This is a genomic window from Nonomuraea sp. NPDC050536, from assembly GCF_044457685.1.
GTDB lineage: Bacteria > Actinomycetota > Actinomycetes > Streptosporangiales > Streptosporangiaceae > Nonomuraea.
On record NZ_JBITHD010000018.1, the window covers coordinates 104,656 to 128,679 of the forward strand.

The window sequence follows — 24,024 nt, forward strand, 5'->3', positions numbered from 1 at the left end:
GTTTCCGGCTGCGAGGCCGTCCGGATCATGCCCGCCGTCCCCCGAATCGCAGGTGAGGCAGGCCCTACCCGATCAGTCCGCTCGTCCGCAGCCCGCGGGCGGGCAGCCGCTCGTGCAGCCCGAAGCGCGCTTCCGGCTCGTGAGTACCGTCGAGGATCCCCGCCACGTACTCGGCCAGCACCGGGGCGTGCTTGAACCCGTGGCCCGAGTCGCCGCCCAGCAGCCACACCCCCGGCGCCGCCTCGGCGATGATCCACTCGGCGTCCGGCGTGAGCGCGTACTGGCACACCTGGCTGAACAACACCGGCGCCCCCGCCAGCGACGGGAACCTGCGTGCCAGGTACTCCCTGGACCGCTCGACGCTCTCCGCGTCCACGGCGCGCTCGCCGTCCTCCGGCTCGTACGGCCGGCCTTCCTGATCCGAGGTGGCCTTCATCCCCACCCCGTCGACGTCGCCGTGCCCGTAAGTGGAGGAGTCGTAGTCGCACCAGGCGGGCGTGCCGGGCGTGACCCAGGCGGGCGGCACCGCGAAGTGCAGCGTGTCCTGCTTTGTCACGCTGATCGGCACGTCGAACAGCCCGGGCAGCCACGCGCCGCACGCCCACACCACCCGGTCGGCCCGCCGTACCTCGCCGTCGACCTCCACGGCCGCGCCGTCGGCGGGCGTGGCGCGCGCCCTGACCAGCTCGACCCCCGCTGCCTTGGCCAGGCGGGCGGTGACCTGGGTGGCGCGGCGCGCCCTGAGCACCCCGGCATGCGGCTCATACAGCAGGAACGCCAGGTCGTCGCCGCGGAACTCGGGGAAGAAGCGGGCGCCGTCGGAGGGATCGAGTACCTCGCACGGGATGTCCAGCTTGCGCAGCACCCTGGCGCTGTCGCTCTCCCAGCCGTCGTGGGTTCCGGCGAACCAGACCAGGCCCGCCTCGTGGAAGAGGCCCTCCCCGGCCCGCTCGCCCAGCCGGCGCCAGCCGTCCCTGGCCTTCCACGCCATCCGCGCGTACCAGTCGTCGGTGCCGTGGGCGCAGCGCATCAGCCGGGTCTCGCCCGCGCTGGCCTGCCGTACGTGGCCCGGCGTGTGCTGCTCGACAAGCGTCACCCGCCAGCCCGACTCGGCCAGGCGCAATGCCAGTGATGAACCCCAAATGCCCGCTCCGACCACAATGACCGATTTCATGGGACCACCGTGACCGGTCGGGGGCTCGCGCCGCAAGACTCAGACGACGATGAGCGTCACGACCACCCCCGCGCAGTTGCCCGCCACGCAGATCCTGACCGGCACCTGGGACACGCCGGGCTTCCTGGGTACGCCGCCGACGTGCCCGTCGGGGCCGATCGACACGCCGTCGGGCAGCGCCTGGTCGTCGGTGACCGTGTAGGTGGCGGGCACGCCCTGCGGGCCGCCGTTGACCGCGATCTCGCCGTCGAAGGGCCTGCCCACCCGGCCGGGGAAGGTCAGCTCGCCCGGCTCCCACGGCACGTTCCTGAGCACGACGAGCGTGATGCGCTCATCGACGCACTCCGCGGCCCGGCACAGCCGTACGGGGGCCGAGTACGTGCCCGCACGCGCCGGAACCCCGCTCAGCCAGCCGTTGCCGTCCAGGCGGATGCCGGCCGCCAGGTCGCCGGGCTGGAAGGTGACGTCGGCTTCGACGGGCAGCAGCCGGTCGTTCACCGCTATGCCCTGGGTCAGGTAGAAGGTGTCCTGGACGATCAGGCTCGACGGGCTGGGATCCAGCCTTTGGAAGGGGGTGTCCCGCACCATATATGCGGTTTGCGCCCCCACGGTGGGGAAGACGGGGATCAACACGCACATGGCCATTCCCCCGAGTAGGAGGAGCCACATTTGCCGCATCTTTACCCCCAGGTCTGCCTAACCCGGTACGTACCCCTTTCACCTCGGAGCGTCACTACATACTTGGTGCCATGGCCGCAGAATCCGCTCAGACGCTCGAACGCGGGCTCCAACTGCTCAGGCTCCTCGCCGACGGCAAGGGCGGGCGCACGCCCACCGAGCTCAGCACCGAGCTGGGGCTGAGCCGCCCGGTGGTGTACCGCCTGCTGACCACGCTCATGAACGAGGGGTTCGCGCGGCGGGACGCCGAGGGGCGGGTGCACCTCGGGTTCGGGTTGCTGGTGCTGGCGCAAGCCGTACAGCCGCTGCTGCGGGCGGCGGCGGTGCCGACGCTGCGGCGGCTGGCCGAGGAGGTGGGGGCGACCGCGCACCTGACCGTGGCCGAGGGCGACGACGGGCTGGCCGTGGCCGTGGTGGAGCCGTCGTGGACCGACATGCACGTGGCCTACCGGGAGGGATCGCGCCATCCGCTGGCCAGGGGGGCCGCGGGCCGGGCGATCCTGGCGCTGCGCGAGGGGCGGGCCGACTACCTGGTCACCGAGGGGCAGTTGCAGGAGGGAGCGCGCGGGATCGCGGCGCCGGTGACCGGGCTGCCGTGGCTGGAGGCCTCAGTCGGAGTGGTGACGTTCGGCCCGCTGGACGAGGCCACGGGCTCGCGCGTGGTGGCGGCGGCCGCGGAGCTCACGGTCGCGCTTGGTTGACATCTCCCAGGCGATGGACGACGGTTGTACATATAGAGGACATATCTGTCCGATAATCGGATGTTCCTGGAGGGCTCATGCCGTACTACCGCGTCGTCGGCGAGGTTCCCCGCAAGCGTCACGTGCAGTTCAGGCGGCCCGACGGCGGACTGTACGCCGAGGAGCTGATGGGCGAGGAGGGCTTCTCGTCCGACTCGTCACTGCTGTACCACCGCTACCTGCCCACGGCGATCATCAAGGCCGAATCCGTCACGTCGCCGACCGACTCCCGGCTCGAGCCCAACCTGCCGCTCTCGCCCCGGCACTTCCGCACCCAGGACCTCAAGTCCGCCGGTGACCTGGTCAGCGGCCGGATGCTGCTGGGCGGCAACGGCGACGTCCGATTGTCGTACGCCACCAGCGACCAGCCCAGCGAGCTGTACCGCAACTCCATGGGCGACGAGTGCGTCTACATCCAGAGCGGCCGCGTCCGCTTCGAGTCCACCTACGGCGTGATCGAGGCCGGCGAGGGCGACTACATCGTCATCCCGACCGGCACCATCCACCGCTGGGTGCCCGACGGGCAGGTCAACGTGCTGGCCATCGAGGCGGCCGGGCACATCAGGCCGCCCAAGCGCTACCTGTCGCAGTACGGCCAGTTCCTCGAGCACGCCCCCTACTGCGAGCGCGACCTGCGCACCCCCGCCGAGCCGTTCACCGTCGAGGGCGAGGAGGTGCCGGTCGTGGTCCGCACCCGCGGCGGGCTGACGCGGCTGGTCTACCGCAACCACCCCTTCGACGTGGTCGGCTGGGACGGGTACCTGTATCCGTACGCCTTCAACATCAGCGACTTCGAGCCGATCGTGAAGAAGACGCACGCGCCGCCGCCCGTCCACCAGACCTTCGAGGGGCCCGGGTTCGTGGTGTGCTCGTTCATGCCGCGGCCGCTGGACTTCCACCCCGAGGCGGTGCCGATCCCCTACAACCACCACAACGTGGACTCCGACGAGTTCATGTTCTACGTGGGCGGCGACTACTCCGCCCGCAAGGGATCCGGGATCGACGTCGGCTCGATCTCGCTGCACCCGGCGGGATTCACGCACGGTCCGCAGCCGGGCGCGGTCGAGGCGATCATCGAGGCGGGGGCCAAGGACACCAGCGAGATGGCCGTCATGGTCGACACCTTCCGGCCGCTCGACCTCGGCCAGGGCGCGCTGTCCTGCGAGGACCCCGGCTACGCCTGGACCTGGGCCCGATGAGCGCCCAGTTCAGCGCTCCCGAGGCCTCCGGCCTCTTCGATGCCCTCGTCGACGACGCCGGGCTGTTCCCGCCCACGTCGCTGCCCATGGACCAGGCGCTGGAACGCCACCGCCGCGACCAGGAGCGCGCCCACCCGGTGCTCACCCACCGCTTCCTGTGCCCGGCCAGCCGCCTGGACTCGCTGCGCCGCTCGGAGCCGGTGCCCGACAGGATCGGGCTGATCGTGGACACGCCCGAGCTGCCGGACTACTCCGACCTGCCGGTCGACTTCGTCGAGACCCGCACTCCCGGGCTGCGCCCTCCTGCCGGGGTCCGCCTGTTCCTGGAGGTGCCGCCGGACGAGCCCGTGACCGGCCTGCCCGACGGCGCCGGGCTGAAGGTGCGCTGCGGCGGGCTGACCGCCGACGCCTTCCCGACGGTCGAGCACCTGGGCGCCTTCATCCGGTTCTGCGTGGACAACGACATCCCGTTCAAGGCCACCGCGGGTCTGCACCACGCCGTGCGCCACTTCGACCCCTCGCTCGGCGTCGACCGGCACGGCTTCCTCAACCTGGTGCTGGGCGTCTGCGAGGCCGTCGAGGGACGCGACCCGGTGACCGTCCTGCGCACCACGGATGTGGGGTACCTGGTACGGCTGGCGCTGGCCGTACCGGAGGAGACCACCAAGCGCGCCAGGCAGCTGCTGGTCAGCTACGGGTCGTGCAGCACGAGCACGCCCATCGAGGATCTGACGACATTGGGGGTCATATGAGTTTCGGGATCGACAACCTGCCTTACGGCGTGTTCTCGCGGCGGGGGGAGTCGCCACGAGTCGGCGTGCGGTTCGAGGACCGGGTGCTCGACCTGGCCGCGGCGCTGCACGACGAGGTGTTCTCGGCGCCTTCCTTGAACCCCTTCATGGCGCGCGGACGGCAGGCCTGGCACGACACGCGGGTGCTGATCCAGAACAAGCTCACCGACGACCGTTCCGTCACCGAGCAGCACCTGATCCCGCTCGACCAGGTCACGCTGCACCTGCCGTTCGAGGTGGCCGACTACGTCGACTTCTACTGCTCGATCGACCACTCCTCCAACATCGGCAAGATCTTCCGGCCCAACTCCGAGCCGCTCACACCCAACTGGCGGCACCTGCCGATCGGCTACCACGGCCGCTCGGGCACCGTCGTCGTGTCGGGCACCCCTGTCAGGAGGCCACACGGGCAGCTGAGGGCCGGGGTGTTCGGCCCGTGCGAGCGGCTCGACATCGAGGCCGAGCTGGGCTTCGTCGTGGGCGTACCCTCCGAGCTCGGCTCGCCCGCCGGCGCGTTCGAGGACCACGTGTTCGGGGTGACGCTGCTCAACGACTGGAGCGCGCGCGACATCCAGGCCTGGGAGTACGTGCCGCTCGGGCCGTTCCTGGGCAAGTCGTTCGCCACGTCGATCTCGCCGTGGATCACCCCGCTCGAGGCGCTGCCGCGCGTGCCCGGGCCCGCCCAGGACCCCGAGCCGCTGGACTACCTGCGCCGCAGGGCCGACTGGGGGCTCGACATCGCGCTCGAGGTCTCGCTCAACGGCGAAGTCGTGTCCCGCCCGCCGTACGCGAGCATGTACTGGACGCCCGACCAGATGCTCGCCCACATGACCGTCAACGGCGCCTCCCTGCGCACCGGCGACCTGTTCGCCAGCGGCACGATCTCGGGGCCCAACCGCGAGGAACGCGGCTCGCTCATCGAGCTGACCTGGAACGGCACCGACCCGATCAAGCTGTCCAGCGGCGAGACCCGGGGCTTCCTCCAGGACGGCGACACGGTCACCATCCGAGCCACCGCCGGCGACCTCACGTTGGGGGAAGTTTCCGGAACCATCCGATAAGTTACTCAGCGTGCTTATAGCGTCGCTCACCGCTACGCTTGGAGACCCCGTCCCCAAGAGAGCAGGAGAGCGATGCGCCACGCCCTTCTCCTCGGCCTTCTGCTGATCACGGGCTGCTCCTCGGTGTCGGCCGAGGCGCCCCGGCCCTCGCAGCCGGTCGTCGCGGTCTACCCGGCCTTCGACGCCAAGCACGCCAGGCCCGACCGCGGCCTGGTCGTGCACACCAGAGGCGGCACACTCAACCAGGTGCTCGCCTACGCCGGCGACAAGCTCGTCACCGGCAAGCTCGACCCGACCCGCACCACCTGGCACTCCGACTGGACCCTGGCCCCCGACACCGAATACACCGTCACCGCCACGGCCACCAGACCCGGCACCCCGGCCACGGTGGCCATGGGACGCTTCCGCACCCGGCCGGCCGTCCAGGGCTTCCAGGTCGCCTCCGCCGAACCGCTGCCCGACGAGACCGTCGGCGTGGGCATGCCGATCATCCTCAACTTCGACTCCCCCGTCCGCGACAAGGCCGTCGTCGAGCGAGCGCTGGAGGTCAAGGCGAGCAAACCCGTCGAGGGCGCCTGGCACTGGATCAACGACACCCAGGTCGTCTACCGCACCCGCAGCTACTGGCCGGCCAGGCAGCGGGTCACGGTCACCGCCCACCTGTCCGGCGTGCGCCCCACCCTCGGCATGTACGGCACGGCCGACACCACCTTCTCCTTCACCGTGGGCCGCAAGCAGACCAGCACCATCGACACCGTGGCACACCAGATGCTCGTGCGCCGCGACGGCAAGATCGTCCAGCGCATGGCCATCAGCGCCGGCATGGCCACCACCAAGGAATACACCACCACCAGCGGCGTCCACCTGACCATGGACAAGGGCAACCCGGTCCGGATGATCTCCCCGGGCCGCAAGAAGGGCGACCCCGGCTTCTACGACGTGATGATCGACCACGCCGTACGCATCTCCAACAGCGGCGAATACGTGCACGCCAAGAACAACCTCTGGGCCCAGGGCCGGGCCAACGTCAGCCACGGCTGCGTCAACGCCAGACCCGACCAGGCCACCTGGTTCTTCGATTCCTCGCTGCGCGGCGATCCGGTAACGATCACTGGCACGACCCGGGTGCTCGAGTGGGACAACGGCTGGGGATTCTGGCAACTCCCGTGGGAGAAATGGCAGCTCGGGAGCGCTCTCTACGACCCCACTCCGGCCGGCGGCTGGGTACGGCAGGCACCACCGCCAACCCTGCCGTAGCTTGAAAGAGAGGAATACCGTAGATAAGGGGAACCAGTTGCGGATATAGGCCCGTTAACCAGTTTGGAGGGCCGGAGCATGGATGAATGGATCATCTGGGTAATCCTCGCTGTAGTGCTAGGCGTGGCCGAAATCTTCACCGTGACAGCCTCGCTCGGCCTGCTCGGCGCCGCCGCGCTCCTGGCTGCCGCCACCGCGGCCATCGGACTGCCGGTTCCCATCCAACTGCTGGTCTTCGCCCTGTCGTCCGCGGCCGGACTGATCATCGTCCGCCCCATCGCCATGCGCCACCTCCGCCAACCGCAGTTGCAGCGCTTCGGCGTCGAAGCGCTCGTCGGCAAACCCGCCTACGTCGTCCGCGAGGTGACAGGCAGGGACGGCAGGATCCGCATCGGCGGCGAGGAATGGTCGGCCCGCGCCTATGACGAATCCCTCGTTATCCCCATCGGTGCCACCGTCGATGTCATGGAAATCGAAGGAGCCACCGCCGTCGTATATCCACGGGAATGACAACTTTCCCCGGCAACAGGAGGTGCGCAGCTTGAGGTTCACGGTCTCCCCGTGCGGGCTCGGCCCGCACTTCCGGCGAGTGTCGGGCTTGGCCGCGTTCCCGCAGCAGGGCATGGACCTGCTCGCGAGCGGGAATCAGCCGGTAGCGGGACGCGTGATCACGCCGGCGGGCACGACCGACACAAGCGCGCGGCAACGAGCCGCGTTTCCTCCCGCCCCGAAGAACCGGGGCAATAGGCAGTAAAGAGGACTGGTGACGCCATGGATCCGCTGTTGATAGTTGGAGTACTCATCATCCTCCTGGCGGTCATCACCGTGTTGAAGGCGGTGCGGATCGTCCCGCAGGCGCGGGCGCGGAACGTGGAGCGGCTGGGGCGCTACCACCGGACGCTGAAGCCGGGGATGAACTTCGTCATCCCGTACGTCGACCGCGTCTATCCGATGATCGACCTGCGCGAGCAGGTGGTCTCCTTCCGGCCGCAGCCGGTCATCACCGAGGACAACCTGGTCGTCGAGATCGACACCGTGCTGTACTTCCAGGTGACCGACCCCCGGGCGGCCGCCTACGAGATCGCCAACTACATCCAGGCCGTCGAGCAGCTGACCGTCACCACGCTGCGGAACGTCGTCGGCTCCATGGACCTGGAGAAGACGCTGACCTCCCGCGACACGATCAACAGCCAGCTGCGCGGCGTGCTAGACGAGGCGACCGGCAAGTGGGGCATCCGGGTCAACCGCGTCGAGATCAAGGCCATCGACCCGCCCAAGACCATCAAGGACGCGATGGAGAAGCAGATGCGGGCCGAGCGTGACAAAAGGGCCGCGATCCTGAACGCCGAGGGCCAGCGCCAGTCCCAGATCCTGACCGCCGAGGGCGACAAGCAGAGCTCGATCCTGCGCGCCGAGGGCCAGCGGACCGCCGCCGTGCTCAAGGCCGAGGGTGAGTCGCGGGCGATCGACCAGGTGTTCCAGGCCGTGCACCGTAACGACCCCGATCCCAAGCTGCTGGCCTACCAGTACCTGCAGGTGCTGCCGCAGCTCGCCCAGGGCGGCAACACGACCTGGGTGATCCCGAGCGAGGTCACCTCCGCCCTCGGCGCCGTGTCCAAGGCGTTCACCGAGGCGCTGCCCAAGGTGGAGGCCGTACGCGAGGAGCCGGAGTTCTCCGCCGCCGAGGAGGAGATCGCGAAGGCGGCGGAGGCGGCGGCCGAGGCCGTGGCGGACGCCCAGGAGGCCGAGAGCCCCAACGGCCCCCGCCAGATCGCCGCCCCGTCCACCGAGCCCGACCCCCTGCACGACCTGTCCAAGGACCCCAAACAAGCCGAACGCTGACCCCCACCCGATGCCCGCCGCCTCCACAGCGGCGGGCATCCTGCTGTACGGCCCGCCTTTCCCCGAGAGGTTGATCAGCCTACGAACCAGGCGGTGGTGTTGCCGGGGACCTCGTTTGGGGGGCAGGGGGTGGAGGCGAGGAGGGGGGTGGCCTGCGGGGTTGGGTAGGGGGTGGGGCCGAAGACTGTGAGGACGGTGTGGGGGCCTCGGCGGAAGGCGATGACGTCGTCCCTTGACGTGGACAGCCATTCCAGGGGGCCGGTGAAGTCACGGCGGAGGGTGAGGGCCTGGCGGTGGAGTTCCCAGGTCGAGTCCGGGTGGCCGATCTGGTCCTCGATCGCGTAGTCGGCGAACCACGCGGGCTGGGGCAGCCACGGCGAGGGTGACCGGGAGAAGCCGAATGAGGGGCCCGTGGAGGTCCACGGGAGGGGGACGCGGCAGCCGTCCCGGCCGTAGTCGGCGGGGCCGGAGCGGTGGAAGGTCGGGTCCTGCCTGGCCGAGTCCGGCAGGTCGAGGACCTCGGGCAGGCCGGCCTCCTCGCCCTGGTAGAGGTAGACGGATCCAGGGAGGGCGAGCGTGAGCAGGGCCGCCGCTCTGGCCCGCCGTACGCCCAGGGCGACGTCGACCTCGCCGCGGGGGCGGGTGGCCGGGCCGCCGGTGCGGGTGAGCAGGCCGTAGCGGCTGACGGAGCGGTGGACGTCGTGGTTGGCCAGCGTCCAGGTGCCGCCGGCGGTGGACAGGCCGCGCGTGATGGAGTCGCGGAAGCGCCCGGCGTCCCACGGGCACACGAGCAGGTCGAAGTAGAAGGCCTGCGGCAGTTCGTCGGGGCGCAGGAACAGGGCCAGGTCGTCGACGGTGGGGACCCAGATCTCGCCCACCAGCGTCAGGTCGCGCGCGTAACCGTCGGCGATGCGGCGCCAGCGCCGCAGGACGTCGTGCACCTCGGGCTGGTTGCTCATGTGCGGGTTGTGACCGGTCCCCGGCCAGTCGAGCAGTTCGGCGTGCTTGTACATCATGTGGGCGACGTCGATGCGGATGCCGTCGACGCCCCGGTCGAACCAGAACCGCAGGACCTGCTCGAAGTACTCGGCCACGGCCGGATTGCGCCAGTTGAAGTCCGGTTGTTCCGGGGCGAAGCTGTGCAGGTACCACTCGTCGTCGACCTGGGTCCAGGCGGGTCCGCCGAAGATCGACTGCCAGTTGTTCGGCTGCCGGCGGAAGATGAACCGGTCGCGCATCTCCCTGTCGCCCGCCAGCGCCGCCCTGAACCACGGGTGCTCGACCGAGCAGTGGTTGGGCACCAGGTCCATGAGCACCTTGAGCCCGTGCGCGTGCGCATCCCCCAAAAAGCGATCCCAAGCGGACAGACCGCCATACAGAGGATCAATGTCCATATAGTCGGACACGTCGTAGCCGTGGTCGGCGCCAGGCGACGGGTAGCACGGGTTGAGCCAGATCCCGTCCACCCCCAGCCGCCGCAGGTAGTCCAGCCGCTCCCGCAGTCCCTCCAGGTCGCCTACGCCGTCACCGTCGGAGTCGGCGAACGAGCGCAGGTAGACCTGGTAGACGACGGCCTGGCGCCACCACGGTTCGGTCAACGCATCTGCCCCCGGTCGAAGTAGGCGGCCAGCTCCGCATCGAGCGGCGGGATGTCGTACGGCATGCCACCCTCCCGCAGCGACAGCGTGGCCATGTAGCCCGCCGCCACGCTCATCCGGGCGGCGACCGGCGAGGTGTCGGTGACGCCACCCTCCCGGACGAACCGCACGAACTCGCCGATGATCTGCGGATCGGCCCCACCGTGGCCGCCCTTGGCCTCGGGCACACGGTAGGCGATGTCGCAGTCGTCGCGGTAGTCCGTGGGCCCGGTGTTCCACACCTTGACCGTGTCGCCGGGCCGGTCGCCGAAGTTCTCCAGCCGCCCCTCGGTGCCGATGACGGTGTAGTTGCGGAAGTAGTCGGGCGAGAAGTGGCACTGCTGGTAGGCGGCGATGACCCCGTTGTCGAGCCGCATGTTCATCACGCTGACGTCCTCGACGTCGATCACGCTGTTCAGGTCGCGCCGCTGGGCGGGCGGCCAGTCGAACTCCTTCAGCCAGCCCTCGGGCCGGGGCGTGTCGGGCGCCCTGCGCGGCAGGTCACCGTACAGCATGAGGTCGCCGAGGGCGTTGACACGGGTGGTGTAGCCGCCGGCCAGCCAGTGGACGACGTCCAGGTCGTGGGCGGCCTTCTGCAGCAGCAGCCCGGTGGTGCGGGTGCGGTCGGCGTGCCAGTCCTTGAAGTAGTAGTCGCCGCCGTAGGAGACGAAGTGGCGGACCCAGACCGTCTTGGGCTCGCCGATGACGCCCTTGCGGATGATGTCGCGCATCAGCCGGACCACGCCCATGTGGCGCATGTTGTGGCCGACGTACAGCCTGGTCCCGGTACGGCGGGCGGCCTCCAGGATGCGGTCGCAGCCCTCGACGGTGATGGCCAGCGGCTTTTCCAGGTAAACAGGCTTGCCGGCTTCCAGGCAGTCGATCGCGATGCGCTCGTGGGTGTCGTCGGGCGTCATCACGATGATCGCGTCGAGGTCGGGCCTCTCGAGCAGCGTCCGGTAGTCCTCGGTCAGGACGCCGGCCTGGAACTGGCCTGCCTGCCTCTTGAGCACGGCCGGGTCGGTGTCGCAGAGAGCGGCCACGACCGAGCCCTTGCCCGGCCGGTGCGCGGCGCGGGCGAGGCTGGTGCGCAGTCCCAGCCCGACGACGCCGATGCGCAGGTCTTCCACTGGTGTCCTTTCACTTCGAGCCGGTGAACGCGATGCCCTGGATGATCTGCTTCTGCATCACGATGAACAATATGATCATCGGCAGGCTGGCGACCAGCGAGCCGGCCATGAGCACGTGGAACTCGTTCAGATGCTCCTGCTGGAGCGAGGAGAGCCCGGCCGAGAGCGTCATCTGCTCGGGGTCGGTGTTGACGATGAGCGGCCACATGAGATCGTTCCACGACCACATCACGGTCAGCACGCCCAGAGCCATCAGACCCGGCTTGGCCAGCGGCAGCATCACGCTCCAGTAGATACGGATCGGGTGGGCCCCGTCGATCCTGGCCGCCTCTTCGACCTCGCTGGGGAGGCCGAGGAAGAACTGGCGCAGCATGAACGTGCCGAACGCGCTGAACACCCCTGGCCCGACCAGGCCGGGCAGCGTGTTCAGCCAGCCGAGCCCCTGAATGATCTGGTACTGCGGGATCAGGAACAGCTGCCCGGGCACCATCAGCACCGACAGCAGCGCCACGAAGATGACGTTGCGGCCGGGGAACTTGAGCCTGGCGAAGGCGTAGGCGGCCATCGAGCAGAACAGCAGTTGCCCGCAGGTCCTGATGACCGTCATGGCCACGGTGTTCCAGAACTGGTGCAGGAACGGCGTCTGCTCGAAGATCTTGACGTAGTTGGACCACTGGAAGGAGGGGATCCACACCGGCGGCACCCTGGTCGCCTCGGTGAAGGTCTTCAGCGACGTCAGGACCTCCCAGAAGAACGGCAGGACCATGGCCGCCGCGCCCACGGCGAGGACCACGTGGACGGGCCACAGACGGTCAGCTCGCATAGTGCACCCACCTCTTCTGCAGCCGGAACTGGATCACGGTCAGTAGCAGCGTGATGATCAGCAGCACCACGGCCAGCGCGGCGGCGTACCCCTTGGCACCCTCTTCGAAGGCGTAGGTGAAGAACAGCGACACAACGGTCTGGCTGTCCTCCCGCGCCGGGTTGCCCTTCCTGAACAGCAGGAAGAACATGTCGAAGGCCTGCAGCCCGCCGATGACGGTCAGCACGGAGACGAAGAACACGCTCGGCGACAGCAGCGGCAGCGTGATCTTGAAGAACTGCCGGATCCTGCCCGCGCCGTCGATGGAGGCGGCCTCGTAAAGGTGCTGCGGGATCGCCTGCAGCCCGGCCATGAAGATGACCGTGTTGTAGCCGATGGCCGACCAGATCGCGATGATCACTACGGCGTACAGCGCGGTGTCGGGATCGGCCACCCAGGAGGTGCCCTTGATGCCGACCAGCCCGAGCAGGTAGTTGAACAGGCCGTAGTCGCCGTTGTAGAGCCAGGCCCAGACCATCGCGACGGCCGCGGGCATGGTCACCACGGGCAGGAAGTACAGCGTCCGGTAGAGGCCGACCAGGCGCAGCCCCTTGGCGTTGAGCAGCGCGGCCACCATGACGGAGACCGGGATGCCGAGCAGGATCAGCACCGAGTACACGAACGTGTTGACCAGCGCCTTCCCGATCGCCGGGTCGTGCAGCAGCTTGGTGTAGTTGGCGATCCCCACCCAGCTGGAGTCGCCGAACAGCGTCCACTCGGTGAAGCTGTAGTAGACGGACTGGACCATCGGCCACAGGTAGAAGACCCCGAGGCCGAGGACCGTGGGCGCGATCAGCAGGTAGCCCCAGACCCACTCGCGGTCGCGCATCCTGCGCCTGGGTATCGGGCGGGCGGCCGCCGCCGGAGCGGCGACCGTCCTCTCGACTGTGCTCATGTCACTTCTCGGCGGACAGGTCGGCGTTCATGCTCGCCGCGAACTCCTTGGCGATCGGCTCCACCTGGTTGCCGTCGGTGTAGGCCTTGGTGATCGCGTCGACCTCCTTGCGCGCCCAGACAGCGGTGTTCTGGGAGATCGGGTACGGCACGGCCGTCTTGGCGGCGTCGAGGAAGATCTGCAGGTTCTTGCCGGGCATCGACTTGGCCCAGACATCGGCCAGCCCCTCATAGGCCGGGATCACCGAACCCGACTCGGCCTGGATCCTGTTCCCCTCCTCCGAGGACAGGAACTTCTCGAACTCCCAGGCCTCCTGCGGGTGCTTGGTCTTGGCGTAGACGACGTTGGCCAGGCCGTGGATGATGCTGGCGTTGCTCTTGGGGCCCTTCGGCATGGGCGCGACGTCCCAGTTGAGGCCCTTGGAGCTCTGGTACATGACCGCGTCGTATGAGCCGTCGTAGAACATGGCCAGCTTGCCGTTCTGGAACAGCACGCTCGGGTCGGTGTCGGTCATCTGCTGCTGCGTCGGCGACTGCTTCTTGTCCAGGAAGTCCTTCCAGAACTGCAGTCCCTGGATCGAGGCGGGGTCGTCGAAGCCCGACTTCTTCTTGTCGTCGGAGATGATGTAGCCGCCAGCCTGGACCATCGTGTCGTAGTAGTGGGTCTGGTTCCAGGCAGGAGCGCCGATGCCCCACACGCCGCTGCCCGCGTCGGTCAGCTTGGCCGCGGCCTTGCGCACGTCGTCCCAGGTCCAGTCGGCGGTGGGGTACTTCACCTTGGCCTTGTCGAACAGGTCCTTGTTGTAGAACAGCCCGATGGTGTCGTAGTCCTTCGGGATGCCGTACTGCTTGCCGTCGAGCTGGTAGAGGTCGACCAGCGCCTTGGGGTACTTGCTCATGTCGAGCTTGTCCTTGGCGATCTGGTCCGACAGCGGCAGCAGCGCGCCCTGGGAGGCGTAGACGCCGATGCGCGGGCCGTTCATCCAGAACACGTCGGGAGCGCTGCCGCTGGCGGCGGCGGTCTGCAGCTTGGTCCAGTACTCCTTGTTCGGAGTGAACTCGATCTTGATCTTGATCTTCGGGTGGCTCTTCTCGAAGGCCTGCGCGAGCTTGGTCGCGGTGGGGCCCCAGGTCTCCGCCGTCCCCCAGTGTCCCCAGGTGACGGTGACCGTGCCATCCGAACTTTCGCCCGAGGAGGAGCATCCCGCGAGTCCTGCCACGAGCGCACCGGCGCACATCAGCGCCCGCATCTTGCCTGTCATGTCGTCCCCATCTGTCGGGCTGAACGAGTGACTGGAGGCTAAGGCGTATTTATGCAAGAAACTAGGGTTAATCACTCAGATGCGGTCAGAAGATGCGCGCACGAGGCCGTCCTGTGACAGTCTCGTGACCGATTTATCCAGACAACCTACGAAAAGAGCACCTTGTCCGCATGATTGAGTGCGAGCCGGACGGCACCCAGCGTGATCGACTCGCTGCCCAGCTCCGAGGCCACCACCAGCGGCGGGTACAGGCAGGTGTCGTCGAAGACCTCCTGCACCGGCCCGACCAGCAGGTCACCGGCGGGCGAGAGGCTGCCGCCGATGACGACCAGCGACGGGTCGAGCGGGTTCACGATCGTGATCAGGCCCTCGCCCAGCCCCACCCCGAACGCTTTGACGGCGTCCGAGGCCTTGGCATCCCCGCGGCGGGCGCGCTCGATCGCGAAGCGGGCACAGTCCAGCGGCGAGCGCAGCTCCCCCGGCTCGACGCTCATCGCGTAGTCGGTGACCGCCTTGAAGGCCACCCAGGTGCCGGCCGGCATCTGGCCGATCTCGCCCGAGGCGGCATGGGCTCCCCGGTACGGCATGCCGCCGATGAGCAGGCCGAGCCCCAACCGGGTCCCGGTGTAGAGGTAGACCACGTCGTCGTAGCCCTGGGCGACGCCACGCCAGTGCTCGGCGATCACGGCCAGGCGCATGTCGTTCTCCACCACCACGGGCACCGGCAGCCGGGAGGCCAGCTCGGCCTGCAGTGGCACGCCCGTCCAGTCGCTCAGCACCACACTCTTGACCACCCGGCCGTCGCCGTCGACCACGCCGGTGGTGCCCACGCCCACCGCGGCGATCTCGTGTACGGCCAGCCTGGCCTGGGCGGTGACGGTGGTGACGAGATCCACCACGGCCGCCAGCCGGTCGGCGGCGCGCACGCCGGGCGAGATCGGCACGGCCTGGACGGCCACGGTCGCGCCGTTCAGATCGGAGACCATGGCCTGCACCGACGTGTGGCCGATGGAGACGCCCACCACGTGCCCCGCCGAGGCACGGAACCTGAAGCGGCGCGCCGGCCTGCCGCGCGGCCTGTCGCCGGGCTCGTCGGGGCACTCCTCGGCCCAGCCCTCGGTCACCAGCTCCTCGACGATCGCCTCGACCGTCGGCCTGGACACCCTGGCGCCCCTGGCCAGCTCGCTCAGCGTGAGCACCTCGGCGTCACGAAGCAAGCGCAGGATGGCGGCCGAGTTCAGCCTGCGCAGGAGTGAGGCGTCACCGCTCTGCTGTAGCACCAGATCATCCTACTTTTAGTGAAGAAGGTTGTGAAAATAGATTTTGCAGCACGTTCCCGCCCCGACACCCGTTTTCGCCCGCCCAGCCAGGGTAAGCGCCCCCTCGACCACCGGATACGCTCCCCCGCCCGTACGGCACGCCAGGGAAATCGCGGTGCCCGGGCCTCACCGCGCCGGGGTCGGCGAGGAGGCGTGTGGCGGTCGTCCGGCGCGATGTACGGCGACGCGGGAGGACCGCGGTGCCTGGATGACGAATCGCCGTGACGGCGGGCAAGCGGCACCGACTCGCCGGAAGCGCCGGGCGCAGGCCCTCAGCCGAAGTACGAAGGGCGGCCGGTGGCGGCGGCCTCGCCGTACGAAAGAGCAATGAAGACGCCGTACAGCAGGAGATTCATGAGGCGTGAAGAAGCGCTGTGGGGGGAGTTAAGAAACCCTCGATGGACACCTCCAGAGCGCAGCGGGCACAGTGCGTTAGGTTCAGACGAGGGGGTTTGGCCGATGAAAGCGCTGGTCAAGGAGAGGCCCGAGGCCGGGCTGTGGCTCATGGACGTGCCAGAGCCCGAGGTCGGCCCCGGCGAGGTGCTGATCAAGGTGCTTCGCACTGGTATCTGCGGCACCGATCTACATATCCGGAAATATGACGACTGGGCGCGGCACACGCTGAAGCTGCCGCTGATCGTGGGACACGAGTTCAGCGGCGAGGTGGTCGAGGTCGCGCCCGGCATCGAGGACATCAAGGTCGGCGACCTGGTCAGCGGCGAGGGCCACATCGTCTGCGGCAGGTGCCGCAACTGCATGGCGGGCCGCCGCCACCTGTGCCGCAACACGATCGGGCTGGGCGTCAACCGCGACGGCGCCTTCGCCGAGTACGTCACGCTGCCCGCCTCGAACGTCTGGGTGCACCGGGTCCCGGTCGACCCGGACGTGGCGGCCATCTTCGACCCGTTCGGCAACGCCGTGCACACGGCGCTGTCCTTCCCGCTGGTCGGCGAGGACGTGCTGATCACCGGCGCCGGCCCGATCGGGCTGATGGCGGCGGCGGTCGCCACGCACGTGGGCGCGCGCAACGTGGTCATCACCGACGTCAGCCCCGAGCGGCTGGCTCTGGCCGGCAAGCTCGGCGTCAACCTCGCGCTGGACGTCTCGCACAGCTCGCTCGAGGACGGCATGAAGCGGCTGGACATGCGGGAGGGCTTCGACGTCGGGCTGGAGATGTCGGGCAACCCGGCGGCCATGCGCGAGATGATCGCCCACATGACCCACGGCGGGAAGATCGCCATGCTCGGCCTGCCCGCCGAGGAATTCGCCGTCGACTGGTCCACGATCGTCACCTCGATGATCACCATCAAGGGCATCTACGGCCGGGAGATGTACGAGACCTGGTACAACATGTCGGTCTTGCTGGAGAAGGGCCTCGACCTGACGCCGGTCATCACCGACCGCTTCTCCTACCGCGACTTCGAGGCCGCCTTCGACACGGCCGCGAGCGGCCGCACCGGCAAAGTCATCCTGGACTGGTCATGATTTCGTACGGCGAAGCCGCAGAAGGATCCGTGGGAGGGTCACATGTTCACTGAGGTGCGCTCGCAACTGCGGGAGACCCTCGAGGAGATCACCGAGGCCGGGCTGCTGAAGCCGGAACGGGTGATCACCACCCCGCAGAACGCGTCGGTCGGCGTGGCCGGGCGGGAGGTGCTGAACTTCTGCGCCAACAACTACCTGGGCCTGGCCGACAACCCCGAGGTGATCGAGGCCGCCAAGCAGGCGCTGGACCGGTGGGGCTTCGGCATGGCGTCGGTGCGGTTCATCTGCGGGACGCAGGAGGTGCACAAGGAGCTCGAGGGCCGCGTGTCGGACTTCCTCGGCATGGAGGACACCGTCCTGTACAGCTCGTGCTTCGACGCCAACGGCGGGGTGTTCGAGACCCTGCTCGACGCACAGGACGCGGTGATCTCCGACGCACTCAACCACGCCTCGATCATCGACGGCATCCGGCTGTCCAAGGCCCGCCGCTACCGCTACGCCAACCGGGACATGGGCGAGCTCGAGGCCCGGTTGAAGGAGGCCGCGGACGCCCGCCGCAAGCTGATCGTGACCGACGGCGTGTTCTCCATGGACGGCTACCTCGCGCCGCTGCGCGAGATCTGCGACCTGGCCGACCAGTACGGCGCGATGGTCATGGTGGACGACTCGCACGCCGTCGGCTTCGTCGGCCCGACCGGACGGGGCACGCCCGAACTGCACGGCGTCACCGACCGGGTGGACATCATCACCGGCACGCTGGGCAAGGCGCTGGGCGGGGCCAGCGGCGGCTACGTGGCGGCCCGCAAGGAGATCTGCGACCTGCTGCGCCAGCGTTCGCGGCCGTACCTGTTCTCCAACTCCCTCGCCCCGGTGATCGCCTCGGCGTCGCTGCGCATCCTGGACCTGCTGGAGACGACCAGCGAGGCGCGCGAGCGGCTGCGTGACAACACCTCGCGGTTCCGCACGAAGATGACCGAGGCGGGCTTCGACATCCTGCCCGGCGACCACCCGATCGCGCCCGTCATGATCGGCGATGCGTCCGAGGCCGCCGCGATGGCCGAGCGCCTGCTCGAGCTGGGCATCTACGTGATCGGCTTCTCCTACCCGGTGGTTCCGCACGGCCAGGCCAGGATCCGGGTCCAGCTGTCGGCCGCGCACTCCACCGAGGACGTGGACCGGGCGGTGGAGGCGTTCATCCAGGCTCGGGGGTGAGTATCCTCGCTGCGTGATAGACACGCGGCGCCTGCGCACTCTGCGGGCGGTGGCCGACCACGGTACGGTCACCGCCGCGGCGGCCGCGTTGCACCTGACGCCGTCGGCAGTGTCCCAGCAGCTCGGCGCGCTGGAGCACGAGGTGGGGCACCGACTGTTCACCCGTGACGGCCGGGGCGTCCACCTGACCGCGGTGGGCAAGATCATGCTGGGCCACGCCAACGAGGTGCTGGCCCAGCTGGAGCGCGCCGAGGCCGAGGTGGCCGCCTACGCCAACGGTGCGGCGGGCGAGGTCACGGTGGCCTGCTTCGCCACCGCGATCAGCGCCGTGCTCTCCCCCGCGATGGCCGCGCTGTCCGTGACGAAGCCGGGGCTGCGGGTGCGGGTGCTGGACGCCGAGGGCGACCAGGGGTTGAAGATGCTCCTGGACGAGCTGGCCGACCTGACGATCGCGGTGGAGTACCGGGGCGCGCCCGACGCGACGGACCGCCGCATCACCCGCCGTCCCCTGTACGCCGAGCCGTTCGACCTGGTCCTGCCGCCTGGCCGCGACGAGCCGGTGGACCTGCCCGCCTTGGCCGAGGAGACCTGGATCGGCCCCTACCCGGGCAACCCGGTCCACGACGTCATCACCTTCGCCTGCGAGCAGGCGGGCTTCACCCCGCGCTTCGCCCACTCCTCCGACGACTTCAGAGCGGTCGTCGCCCTGGTCGGCGCCGGCGCGGGCGTCGCCCTCGTACCGAGGCGGGCGCTGCGGGACATGGCCCTCCCGGGCGTGACGATCCAGCAGGTCTCCGGTCCGGAACGACGGGTTTTCGCCGCGGTACGCAGAGGCGCGGAGACGCATCCGCTGCTGAAGCCACTCCTGGACGCGCTTTCCGCCGCGTCCTAGCGACGGGTACCGTGCGCCGTGACGGCGGGTCACCGTCCCCGACTCGCCGGAAGCGCCGGTCGCGGGCCCTCAGCCGAAGTACGGCGGGCGGCCGGTGGACGGCTTGCCGTAAAGGATCAAGCAGGGTCGTGGACAGTCGGGGCGGTCCCCTCACGGTGGGCGCGCAGGCAGTCGTCGACGAACTCGCGCGACAGCATGGCGGTCAGGACGGCGACGCCACCTCGTGAGATCCGCACCTCGCCGTGGCGGATCTCGCCGATCAGGCGGATGCGCGGGCCCGACTGGCTGGGAAGGCCGGTCCAGTCCTTGACCTTGCCGCGGCCGATCATGCGCAGGTCCCACTGGTCGATGACGGCGTCGTCGGCGACGAGCAGCTTGATCGCGGAGCGCCCGGCGTCGATGCGGATCTCGATCTCGTCGGCCTCGATGGCGCGCAGGTCGAGCACGGCGTAGCCGCGGTGGGCGCGCAGTTCGAAGCTGCTCGCGTCGGTCCACCGGCCGAGCTTCTTGGTGGCGGTGTGGAAGGCCTCGACGCGCTGGGTGGTCTGCAGGGTGTTCATCGTGGTGCCCCTCTCCGGAACTCTTGATTCTCCTATATCTTGGCATTCAAGTTATTTGGCTGTCAAGAGACTTCTTATACTCGACCCATGTACAGAGATCTGTTACGGCGGCCCGGGCTGGCGGCGCAGGCCATGCTGGGGCTCGCGGCGCAACTGACCCAGCAGGTGGCGCCCGTGGGGACCGTGCTGGTGGTGCGGGATTCGACCCGGTCACTGGCGCTGGCCGGCGCGTGCGCCGCGGCGATGTCGATCGGCACCGGCCTGGCCAGGCCGGTCCAGGGGCGGCTCATCGACCGCCGCGGAGCCAGGCCGGTGCTGGTCGTCACGGCGCTCGCGCACGTCGGCGCGCTGGCCGGGCTGGTCGCCTGCGCGGGCGTGCGCGCGCCCGGCTGGGTACTGGCCGTGCTGGCCCTGGTGGCCGGGGGGAACCTGCCCCCCATCTCGGTGAGCATGCGCCTGGAGTGGGGCCGGCAGAGCGAGGACCGCACGGGCGCCTACAGCCTGGTCTTCCTGGTGCAGGAGCTGGCGATCCTGACCGGGCCGCTACTGTTCGGTGTGGCTGTCGCGCTGGCCTCGGCCTCCCTCGCGCTCGGCGTGGTCGCCGTCGCCGCCGGGGTCGGCACGCTGGCCTTCTCCGCATTGTCCTCGCGTTCCGAGCCGGGCACCCGCGAGGGGCGAGGCCGGGTGTTCGCCCATCCCGGCATGCGGATCCTGCTCGCCGTGATGGTCCTGCTCGGTGGCACGATCGGCGCCTTGGAGGTGGGCCTGCCCGCGCTGGCCGCCGCCCGCGGCATGCCCGCCGCCACCGGCCTGCTGGTCGCCGCGCTCTCGCTGGGAGGCATCGCCGGCGCCGCCCTGTACGGCATGCGCGAGTGGACCGTGGCACCGCGGACCCGGCTCGTGGTCCTCATGCTGGCGATGGGCGTGGCCACGCTCCCGCTCGTGGTGCTGCCCTGGCTACCCGCGTTCTGGGCGATGCTCTTCGTGGCGGGGATGGCGCTCAACCCGGCACTGACGACCACGTCGCTGCTGGTGGACGAGCTCGCCCCGGCGGCGCAGGCCGAGGCCTTCGGCTGGATGTCGACGGCCGCCAGTGCCGGGGCCGCCGCGGGCTCTGGCGTGGCGGGCGTGGCCGGGCAGCAGTTCGGCACGATGGCGCCATTCCTGGTGGGCGCGCTGTTCGCGCTGGCGGGCGCGGGCCTGGCTACTCGGCGGGTGACTCCCTGAGCACGTAGCCGACGCTGCGCAGGGTGTGGATCAGGCGCGGCTCGACGTCGTCCACCTTGCGCCGCAGGTAGGAGATGTACGACTCGACCACGCCGGTGTCGCCGCCGAAGTCGTAGTTCCACACGTGGTCCAGGATCTGCGCCTTCGACAGCACCCGCCCGGCGTTGGTCATGAAGTAGTGCAGCAGCTTGTACTCCGTCGGCGACAGCCGGACCGACTTGCCCGCCCGGGTGACCTCCCCGGCCTCCTCGTCCAGCACCAGGTCGGCCACCTGCAGGAGGCGCTTGGGCGCGGCCTCTCCCCTGGTACGGCGCAGCACCGCGCGAACCCTGGCCTGCACCTCCTCCAGGCTGAACGGCTTGGTCACGTAGTCGTCGCCCACGCCGAGCCCGACCAGCTTGTCCTCGGTGGACTCGCGGGCGGTCAGGAACAGCACGGGGGCGTCGATCCGCTTGGCCACCTCGAACCCGTCCAGGTCGGGCAGCATCACGTCCAGGATCACCAGGTCGGGTCCGGCCCGCTCGGTCACCTCGACGGCCTCGTAGCCGTCGGCGGCGGTCAGCACCTCGAAGCCGGAGTAGCGCAGGCTCGCAGAAAGCAGGTCCCTGATGCTGGGCTCGTCGTCCACCACCAGGATCAGCGCTTCCGGTGTACTCACACTCTCAGGATGACGCGGTCACCTGAAAGAAGACTGAAGGCTCACTCCAAGGCGAGTGGGAGTTCCACCCTGAACGTGGAGCCGATTCCCACGGCGGAGTCCACCGTGACGGTGCCGCCGTGCGCATGCACGAGCGCCTGCACGATGGCCAGACCCAGCCCGCTGCCCCTGTCCTCCCCCGACACCCGGCGTGACCTGGCCGAATCGGCCCGGTAGAACCGTTCGAAGACGTGCTCCACCTGCTCGGGCGTGAGCCCGGGCCCCTGGTCGACGACCTCGAGGAAGACCGTCTGGTGCGTCGCCCCGACCCGGATGGTGACCGGCGTGCCCTTCTCAGTGTGGATGAGCGCGTTGGTCATGAGGTTGCCGACGACCTGGCGCAGCCGTACCTCGTCTCCCGAGACGATCAGGGCCGCGCCTCCGACGACGTCCAGGTTGATCGTCCGGTCGGCGGCCAGGATCCTGGCGTCGTGGACGGCGTCGGCGGCCAGCGCGAGCATGTCGACCGGCCGCATGCGCAGCGGGCGGTGCTGGTCGACCCGCGCGAGCAGCAGCAGGTCGTCCACGAGCAGGCTCATCCGTCCGGCCGCCTTCTCCACCCGCTGCATCAGCTCGGCGGGGTCGGCGTTCGGGTTCTGCCTGGCGTACTCGGCGAAGCCCTTGATCGAGGTGAGCGGGGTGCGCAGCTCGTGCGAGGCGTCGCCGACGAACTGGCGCATCCGGTCCTCGGAGCGGCGCGCCGCCGCCTCGGAGGCCGAGCGGGCCGCGAAGGCCGCCTCGATCTGGGCCAGCATGCTGTTGAGCGACCTGGCCAGGCTCCCCACCTCGGTACGCGGGTCGGCGTCGGGCACCCGGCGGCCCAGCTCGCCGCCGGCGATGGCGTGTGCGGTCCGCTCGATCTCGCCCAGCGGCCGCATGCTGCGCCGCACGGTCGTGACGCCCACCACCGCCAGGATCAGCAGGATCCCGCCGCCGCCCAGCACCTCGATGAGCACCAGGCGCTTGGTGATCTCCTTGACCTCCTCCAGGTCGGCGGCGACCACGAGCGTGCCGTAGGGCGTCACGGTCTGCAGCACCCGCCACTCGCCGCCGCCCTTGACCGCGAGCGCGGTGAAGGGTTCCGGCCCGGCATCGGGCGGCAGCGCGGGGCCCGGCTTGAGGTCGACGTCGCGCCCGCCGGTCCCCAGCGGGGTGAACGCGTCGTCGTCGGGCTGCTTGACCAGCACGATCGAGTCCGACTCGATGAGCAGCGGCGTGCCGCCCGGCTGGTGGCGGCCGAGCTTGAGCCGCTTGGTCATGCGCTGCGCGAGCAGATCGACCTGGCTGTCGACGCGATCGACCAGGTAGCCGTGCATCACCGACACGCTGACCACGCCGATGAACGACATGCCGAGCACGAGCAGCGCCAGCATGGCCGCGATCAGCTTGATCCGCAGCGGCAGGGCCCGCATCAGGGACTCGGCGGCAGGCGCAACACGTAGCCCACGCCGCGCAGGGTGTGGATGAGCCGCGGGTTCCTGTTGTCGATCTTGCGGCGGAGCACGGAGACGTACGACTCGACGATGCCGACCTCGCCGCGGAAGTCGTAGTCCCACACGTGGTCGAGGATCTGCGGCTTGGACAGCACCCGGCCGGCGTTGGTCATGAAGTAGCGCAGCAGCTTGAACTCGGTCGGCGACAGCGCCACCATCTGCCCGCCGCGCCAGACCTCGTGGCTCTCCTCGTCCAGCTCGATGTCGGCGAACGTCAGCCGCGGCGGCGCGGCAGGCGCCTCACCCGCGGTACGGCGGAGCACCGCGCGGATCCTGGCCACCACCTCTTCCAGGCTGAACGGCTTGGTCACGTAGTCGTCGCCGCCGATGGTCAGCCCGCGGATCTTGTCCTCGGTCTCGTCGCGGGCGGTCAGGAAGACCACCGGCGTGTGCACGCCGCCGCCGCGCAGACGGCCCACGACCTCGAACCCGTCCAGGTCGGGCAGCATGACGTCGAGCACGACCAGGTCAGGGCGGTGCCGCTGGACGGCGGTGACCGCGTCCGTGCCGCTCTTGGCGGTGGTCACGTCGAAACCCGCGAACCTCAGGCTCGCGGCGAGCAGCTCGAGGATGTTCGGGTCGTCCTCGACGATGAGCAGGCGCGCTTCCATT

The 24,024-nt window shown here is 69.4% G+C and carries 23 protein-coding genes; 11 read left to right on the forward strand and 12 right to left on the reverse strand.

Annotated elements, in window-relative coordinates; all coding sequences use genetic code 11:
* Nucleotides 1-64 precede the first annotated feature (64 nt).
* Together ACIBHX_RS38825 and ACIBHX_RS38830 are read right to left on the reverse strand one after the other, a co-directional pair.
* Nucleotides 65-1,174 carry an NAD(P)/FAD-dependent oxidoreductase gene (locus ACIBHX_RS38825; RefSeq protein WP_397072447.1) on the reverse strand — a complete coding sequence of 370 codons (1,110 nt, stop codon included), beginning with the start codon at nt 1,172-1,174 and terminating at the stop codon, nt 65-67.
* Nucleotides 1,175-1,213: 39 nt separating this feature from the next.
* Nucleotides 1,214-1,813, reverse strand: coding sequence for a hypothetical protein (locus tag ACIBHX_RS38830; protein ID WP_397072448.1), 600 nt, complete (start codon nt 1,811-1,813; stop codon nt 1,214-1,216).
* Between the two features lie 110 nt (nt 1,814-1,923).
* On the opposite strand from ACIBHX_RS38830, the gene ACIBHX_RS38835 reads away from it, so the two are divergent.
* From ACIBHX_RS38835 to ACIBHX_RS38865, 7 genes are all read left to right on the forward strand, one after another.
* Complete coding sequence (locus tag ACIBHX_RS38835; protein WP_397072449.1) at nt 1,924-2,553, forward strand: IclR family transcriptional regulator; 630 nt, start codon at nt 1,924-1,926, stop codon at nt 2,551-2,553.
* A gap of 77 nt (nt 2,554-2,630) precedes the next feature.
* The gene (locus tag ACIBHX_RS38840; protein WP_397072450.1) at nt 2,631-3,791 is read left to right on the forward strand and encodes a homogentisate 1,2-dioxygenase; all 1,161 of its coding nucleotides are present in this window, start codon (nt 2,631-2,633) and stop codon (nt 3,789-3,791) included.
* Nucleotides 3,788-4,543, forward strand: coding sequence for a hypothetical protein (locus ACIBHX_RS38845; RefSeq protein WP_397072451.1), 756 nt, complete (start codon nt 3,788-3,790; stop codon nt 4,541-4,543). The genes ACIBHX_RS38840 and ACIBHX_RS38845 overlap by 4 nt, the downstream gene beginning before the upstream one ends.
* Nucleotides 4,540-5,643, forward strand: a complete 1,104-nt coding sequence (gene fahA, locus ACIBHX_RS38850) for a fumarylacetoacetase (RefSeq protein WP_397072452.1) — start codon at nt 4,540-4,542, stop codon at nt 5,641-5,643. The genes ACIBHX_RS38845 and fahA overlap by 4 nt, the downstream gene beginning before the upstream one ends.
* Before the next feature lie 72 nt (nt 5,644-5,715).
* Complete coding sequence (locus ACIBHX_RS38855; RefSeq protein ID WP_397072453.1) at nt 5,716-6,900, forward strand: Ig-like domain-containing protein; 1,185 nt, start codon at nt 5,716-5,718, stop codon at nt 6,898-6,900.
* A gap of 78 nt (nt 6,901-6,978) precedes the next feature.
* Complete coding sequence (locus tag ACIBHX_RS38860; protein ID WP_397072454.1) at nt 6,979-7,410, forward strand: NfeD family protein; 432 nt, start codon at nt 6,979-6,981, stop codon at nt 7,408-7,410.
* A gap of 261 nt (nt 7,411-7,671) precedes the next feature.
* The gene (locus ACIBHX_RS38865) at nt 7,672-8,742 is read left to right on the forward strand and encodes an SPFH domain-containing protein (RefSeq protein WP_397072455.1); all 1,071 of its coding nucleotides are present in this window, start codon (nt 7,672-7,674) and stop codon (nt 8,740-8,742) included.
* A 74-nt stretch (nt 8,743-8,816) separates the two neighbouring features.
* On the opposite strand, the gene ACIBHX_RS38870 is transcribed toward ACIBHX_RS38865, so the two are convergent.
* From ACIBHX_RS38870 to ACIBHX_RS38895, 6 genes are all read right to left on the reverse strand, one after another.
* Nucleotides 8,817-10,340 (reverse strand): glycoside hydrolase family 13 protein, encoded by a 1,524-nt coding sequence (locus ACIBHX_RS38870; protein WP_397072456.1) that lies wholly within the window; start codon nt 10,338-10,340, stop codon nt 8,817-8,819.
* Nucleotides 10,337-11,509 carry a Gfo/Idh/MocA family protein gene (locus ACIBHX_RS38875; protein ID WP_397072457.1) on the reverse strand — a complete coding sequence of 391 codons (1,173 nt, stop codon included), beginning with the start codon at nt 11,507-11,509 and terminating at the stop codon, nt 10,337-10,339. Before ACIBHX_RS38875 ends, ACIBHX_RS38870 begins: the two co-directional genes overlap by 4 nt.
* Nucleotides 11,510-11,519: 10 nt before the next feature.
* Nucleotides 11,520-12,332 carry a carbohydrate ABC transporter permease gene (locus tag ACIBHX_RS38880; protein WP_397072458.1) on the reverse strand — a complete coding sequence of 271 codons (813 nt, stop codon included), beginning with the start codon at nt 12,330-12,332 and terminating at the stop codon, nt 11,520-11,522.
* Entirely contained in the window at nt 12,322-13,266 is a 945-nt protein-coding gene (locus tag ACIBHX_RS38885) for a carbohydrate ABC transporter permease (protein ID WP_397072459.1), read from the reverse strand. Before ACIBHX_RS38885 ends, ACIBHX_RS38880 begins: the two co-directional genes overlap by 11 nt.
* Nucleotide 13,267: 1 nt before the next feature.
* On the reverse strand, nt 13,268-14,527 hold the full coding sequence (locus ACIBHX_RS38890) for an ABC transporter substrate-binding protein (RefSeq protein WP_397072460.1): 1,260 nt from the start codon (nt 14,525-14,527) through the stop codon (nt 13,268-13,270).
* Nucleotides 14,528-14,673: 146 nt separating this feature from the next.
* Complete coding sequence (locus tag ACIBHX_RS38895; RefSeq protein WP_397072461.1) at nt 14,674-15,807, reverse strand: ROK family transcriptional regulator; 1,134 nt, start codon at nt 15,805-15,807, stop codon at nt 14,674-14,676.
* Between the two features lie 498 nt (nt 15,808-16,305).
* On the opposite strand from ACIBHX_RS38895, the gene tdh reads away from it, so the two are divergent.
* Genes tdh through ACIBHX_RS38910 form a run of 3 tightly spaced genes read left to right on the forward strand, consistent with a single transcriptional unit; the run spans nt 16,306 to nt 19,435 of the window.
* Complete coding sequence (gene tdh, locus ACIBHX_RS38900) at nt 16,306-17,331, forward strand: L-threonine 3-dehydrogenase (protein ID WP_397072462.1); 1,026 nt, start codon at nt 16,306-16,308, stop codon at nt 17,329-17,331.
* 42 nt (nt 17,332-17,373) lie between these two features.
* Complete coding sequence (locus ACIBHX_RS38905; protein WP_397072463.1) at nt 17,374-18,543, forward strand: glycine C-acetyltransferase; 1,170 nt, start codon at nt 17,374-17,376, stop codon at nt 18,541-18,543.
* Between the two features lie 13 nt (nt 18,544-18,556).
* Complete coding sequence (locus ACIBHX_RS38910) at nt 18,557-19,435, forward strand: LysR family transcriptional regulator (protein WP_397072464.1); 879 nt, start codon at nt 18,557-18,559, stop codon at nt 19,433-19,435.
* Between the two features lie 116 nt (nt 19,436-19,551).
* On the opposite strand, the gene ACIBHX_RS38915 is transcribed toward ACIBHX_RS38910, so the two are convergent.
* On the reverse strand, nt 19,552-19,995 hold the full coding sequence (locus ACIBHX_RS38915) for a hypothetical protein (protein ID WP_397072465.1): 444 nt from the start codon (nt 19,993-19,995) through the stop codon (nt 19,552-19,554).
* Between the two features lie 87 nt (nt 19,996-20,082).
* Between ACIBHX_RS38915 and ACIBHX_RS38920 the strand changes: the two genes are divergently transcribed.
* On the forward strand, nt 20,083-21,222 hold the full coding sequence (locus ACIBHX_RS38920) for an MFS transporter (RefSeq protein ID WP_397072466.1): 1,140 nt from the start codon (nt 20,083-20,085) through the stop codon (nt 21,220-21,222).
* Here the strand turns inward: ACIBHX_RS38920 and ACIBHX_RS38925 are convergent.
* Genes ACIBHX_RS38925 through ACIBHX_RS38935 form a run of 3 tightly spaced genes read right to left on the reverse strand, consistent with a single transcriptional unit; the run spans nt 21,200 to nt 24,023 of the window.
* The gene (locus ACIBHX_RS38925) at nt 21,200-21,880 is read right to left on the reverse strand and encodes a response regulator transcription factor (protein WP_397072467.1); all 681 of its coding nucleotides are present in this window, start codon (nt 21,878-21,880) and stop codon (nt 21,200-21,202) included. The two genes, ACIBHX_RS38920 and ACIBHX_RS38925, sit on opposite strands and share 23 nt — an antisense overlap.
* Before the next feature lie 41 nt (nt 21,881-21,921).
* Nucleotides 21,922-23,331 (reverse strand): ATP-binding protein, encoded by a 1,410-nt coding sequence (locus ACIBHX_RS38930; RefSeq protein WP_397072468.1) that lies wholly within the window; start codon nt 23,329-23,331, stop codon nt 21,922-21,924.
* Entirely contained in the window at nt 23,331-24,023 is a 693-nt protein-coding gene (locus ACIBHX_RS38935; protein ID WP_397072469.1) for a response regulator transcription factor, read from the reverse strand. The genes ACIBHX_RS38930 and ACIBHX_RS38935 overlap by 1 nt, the downstream gene beginning before the upstream one ends.
* Between the last annotated feature and the right edge of the window lies 1 nt (nt 24,024).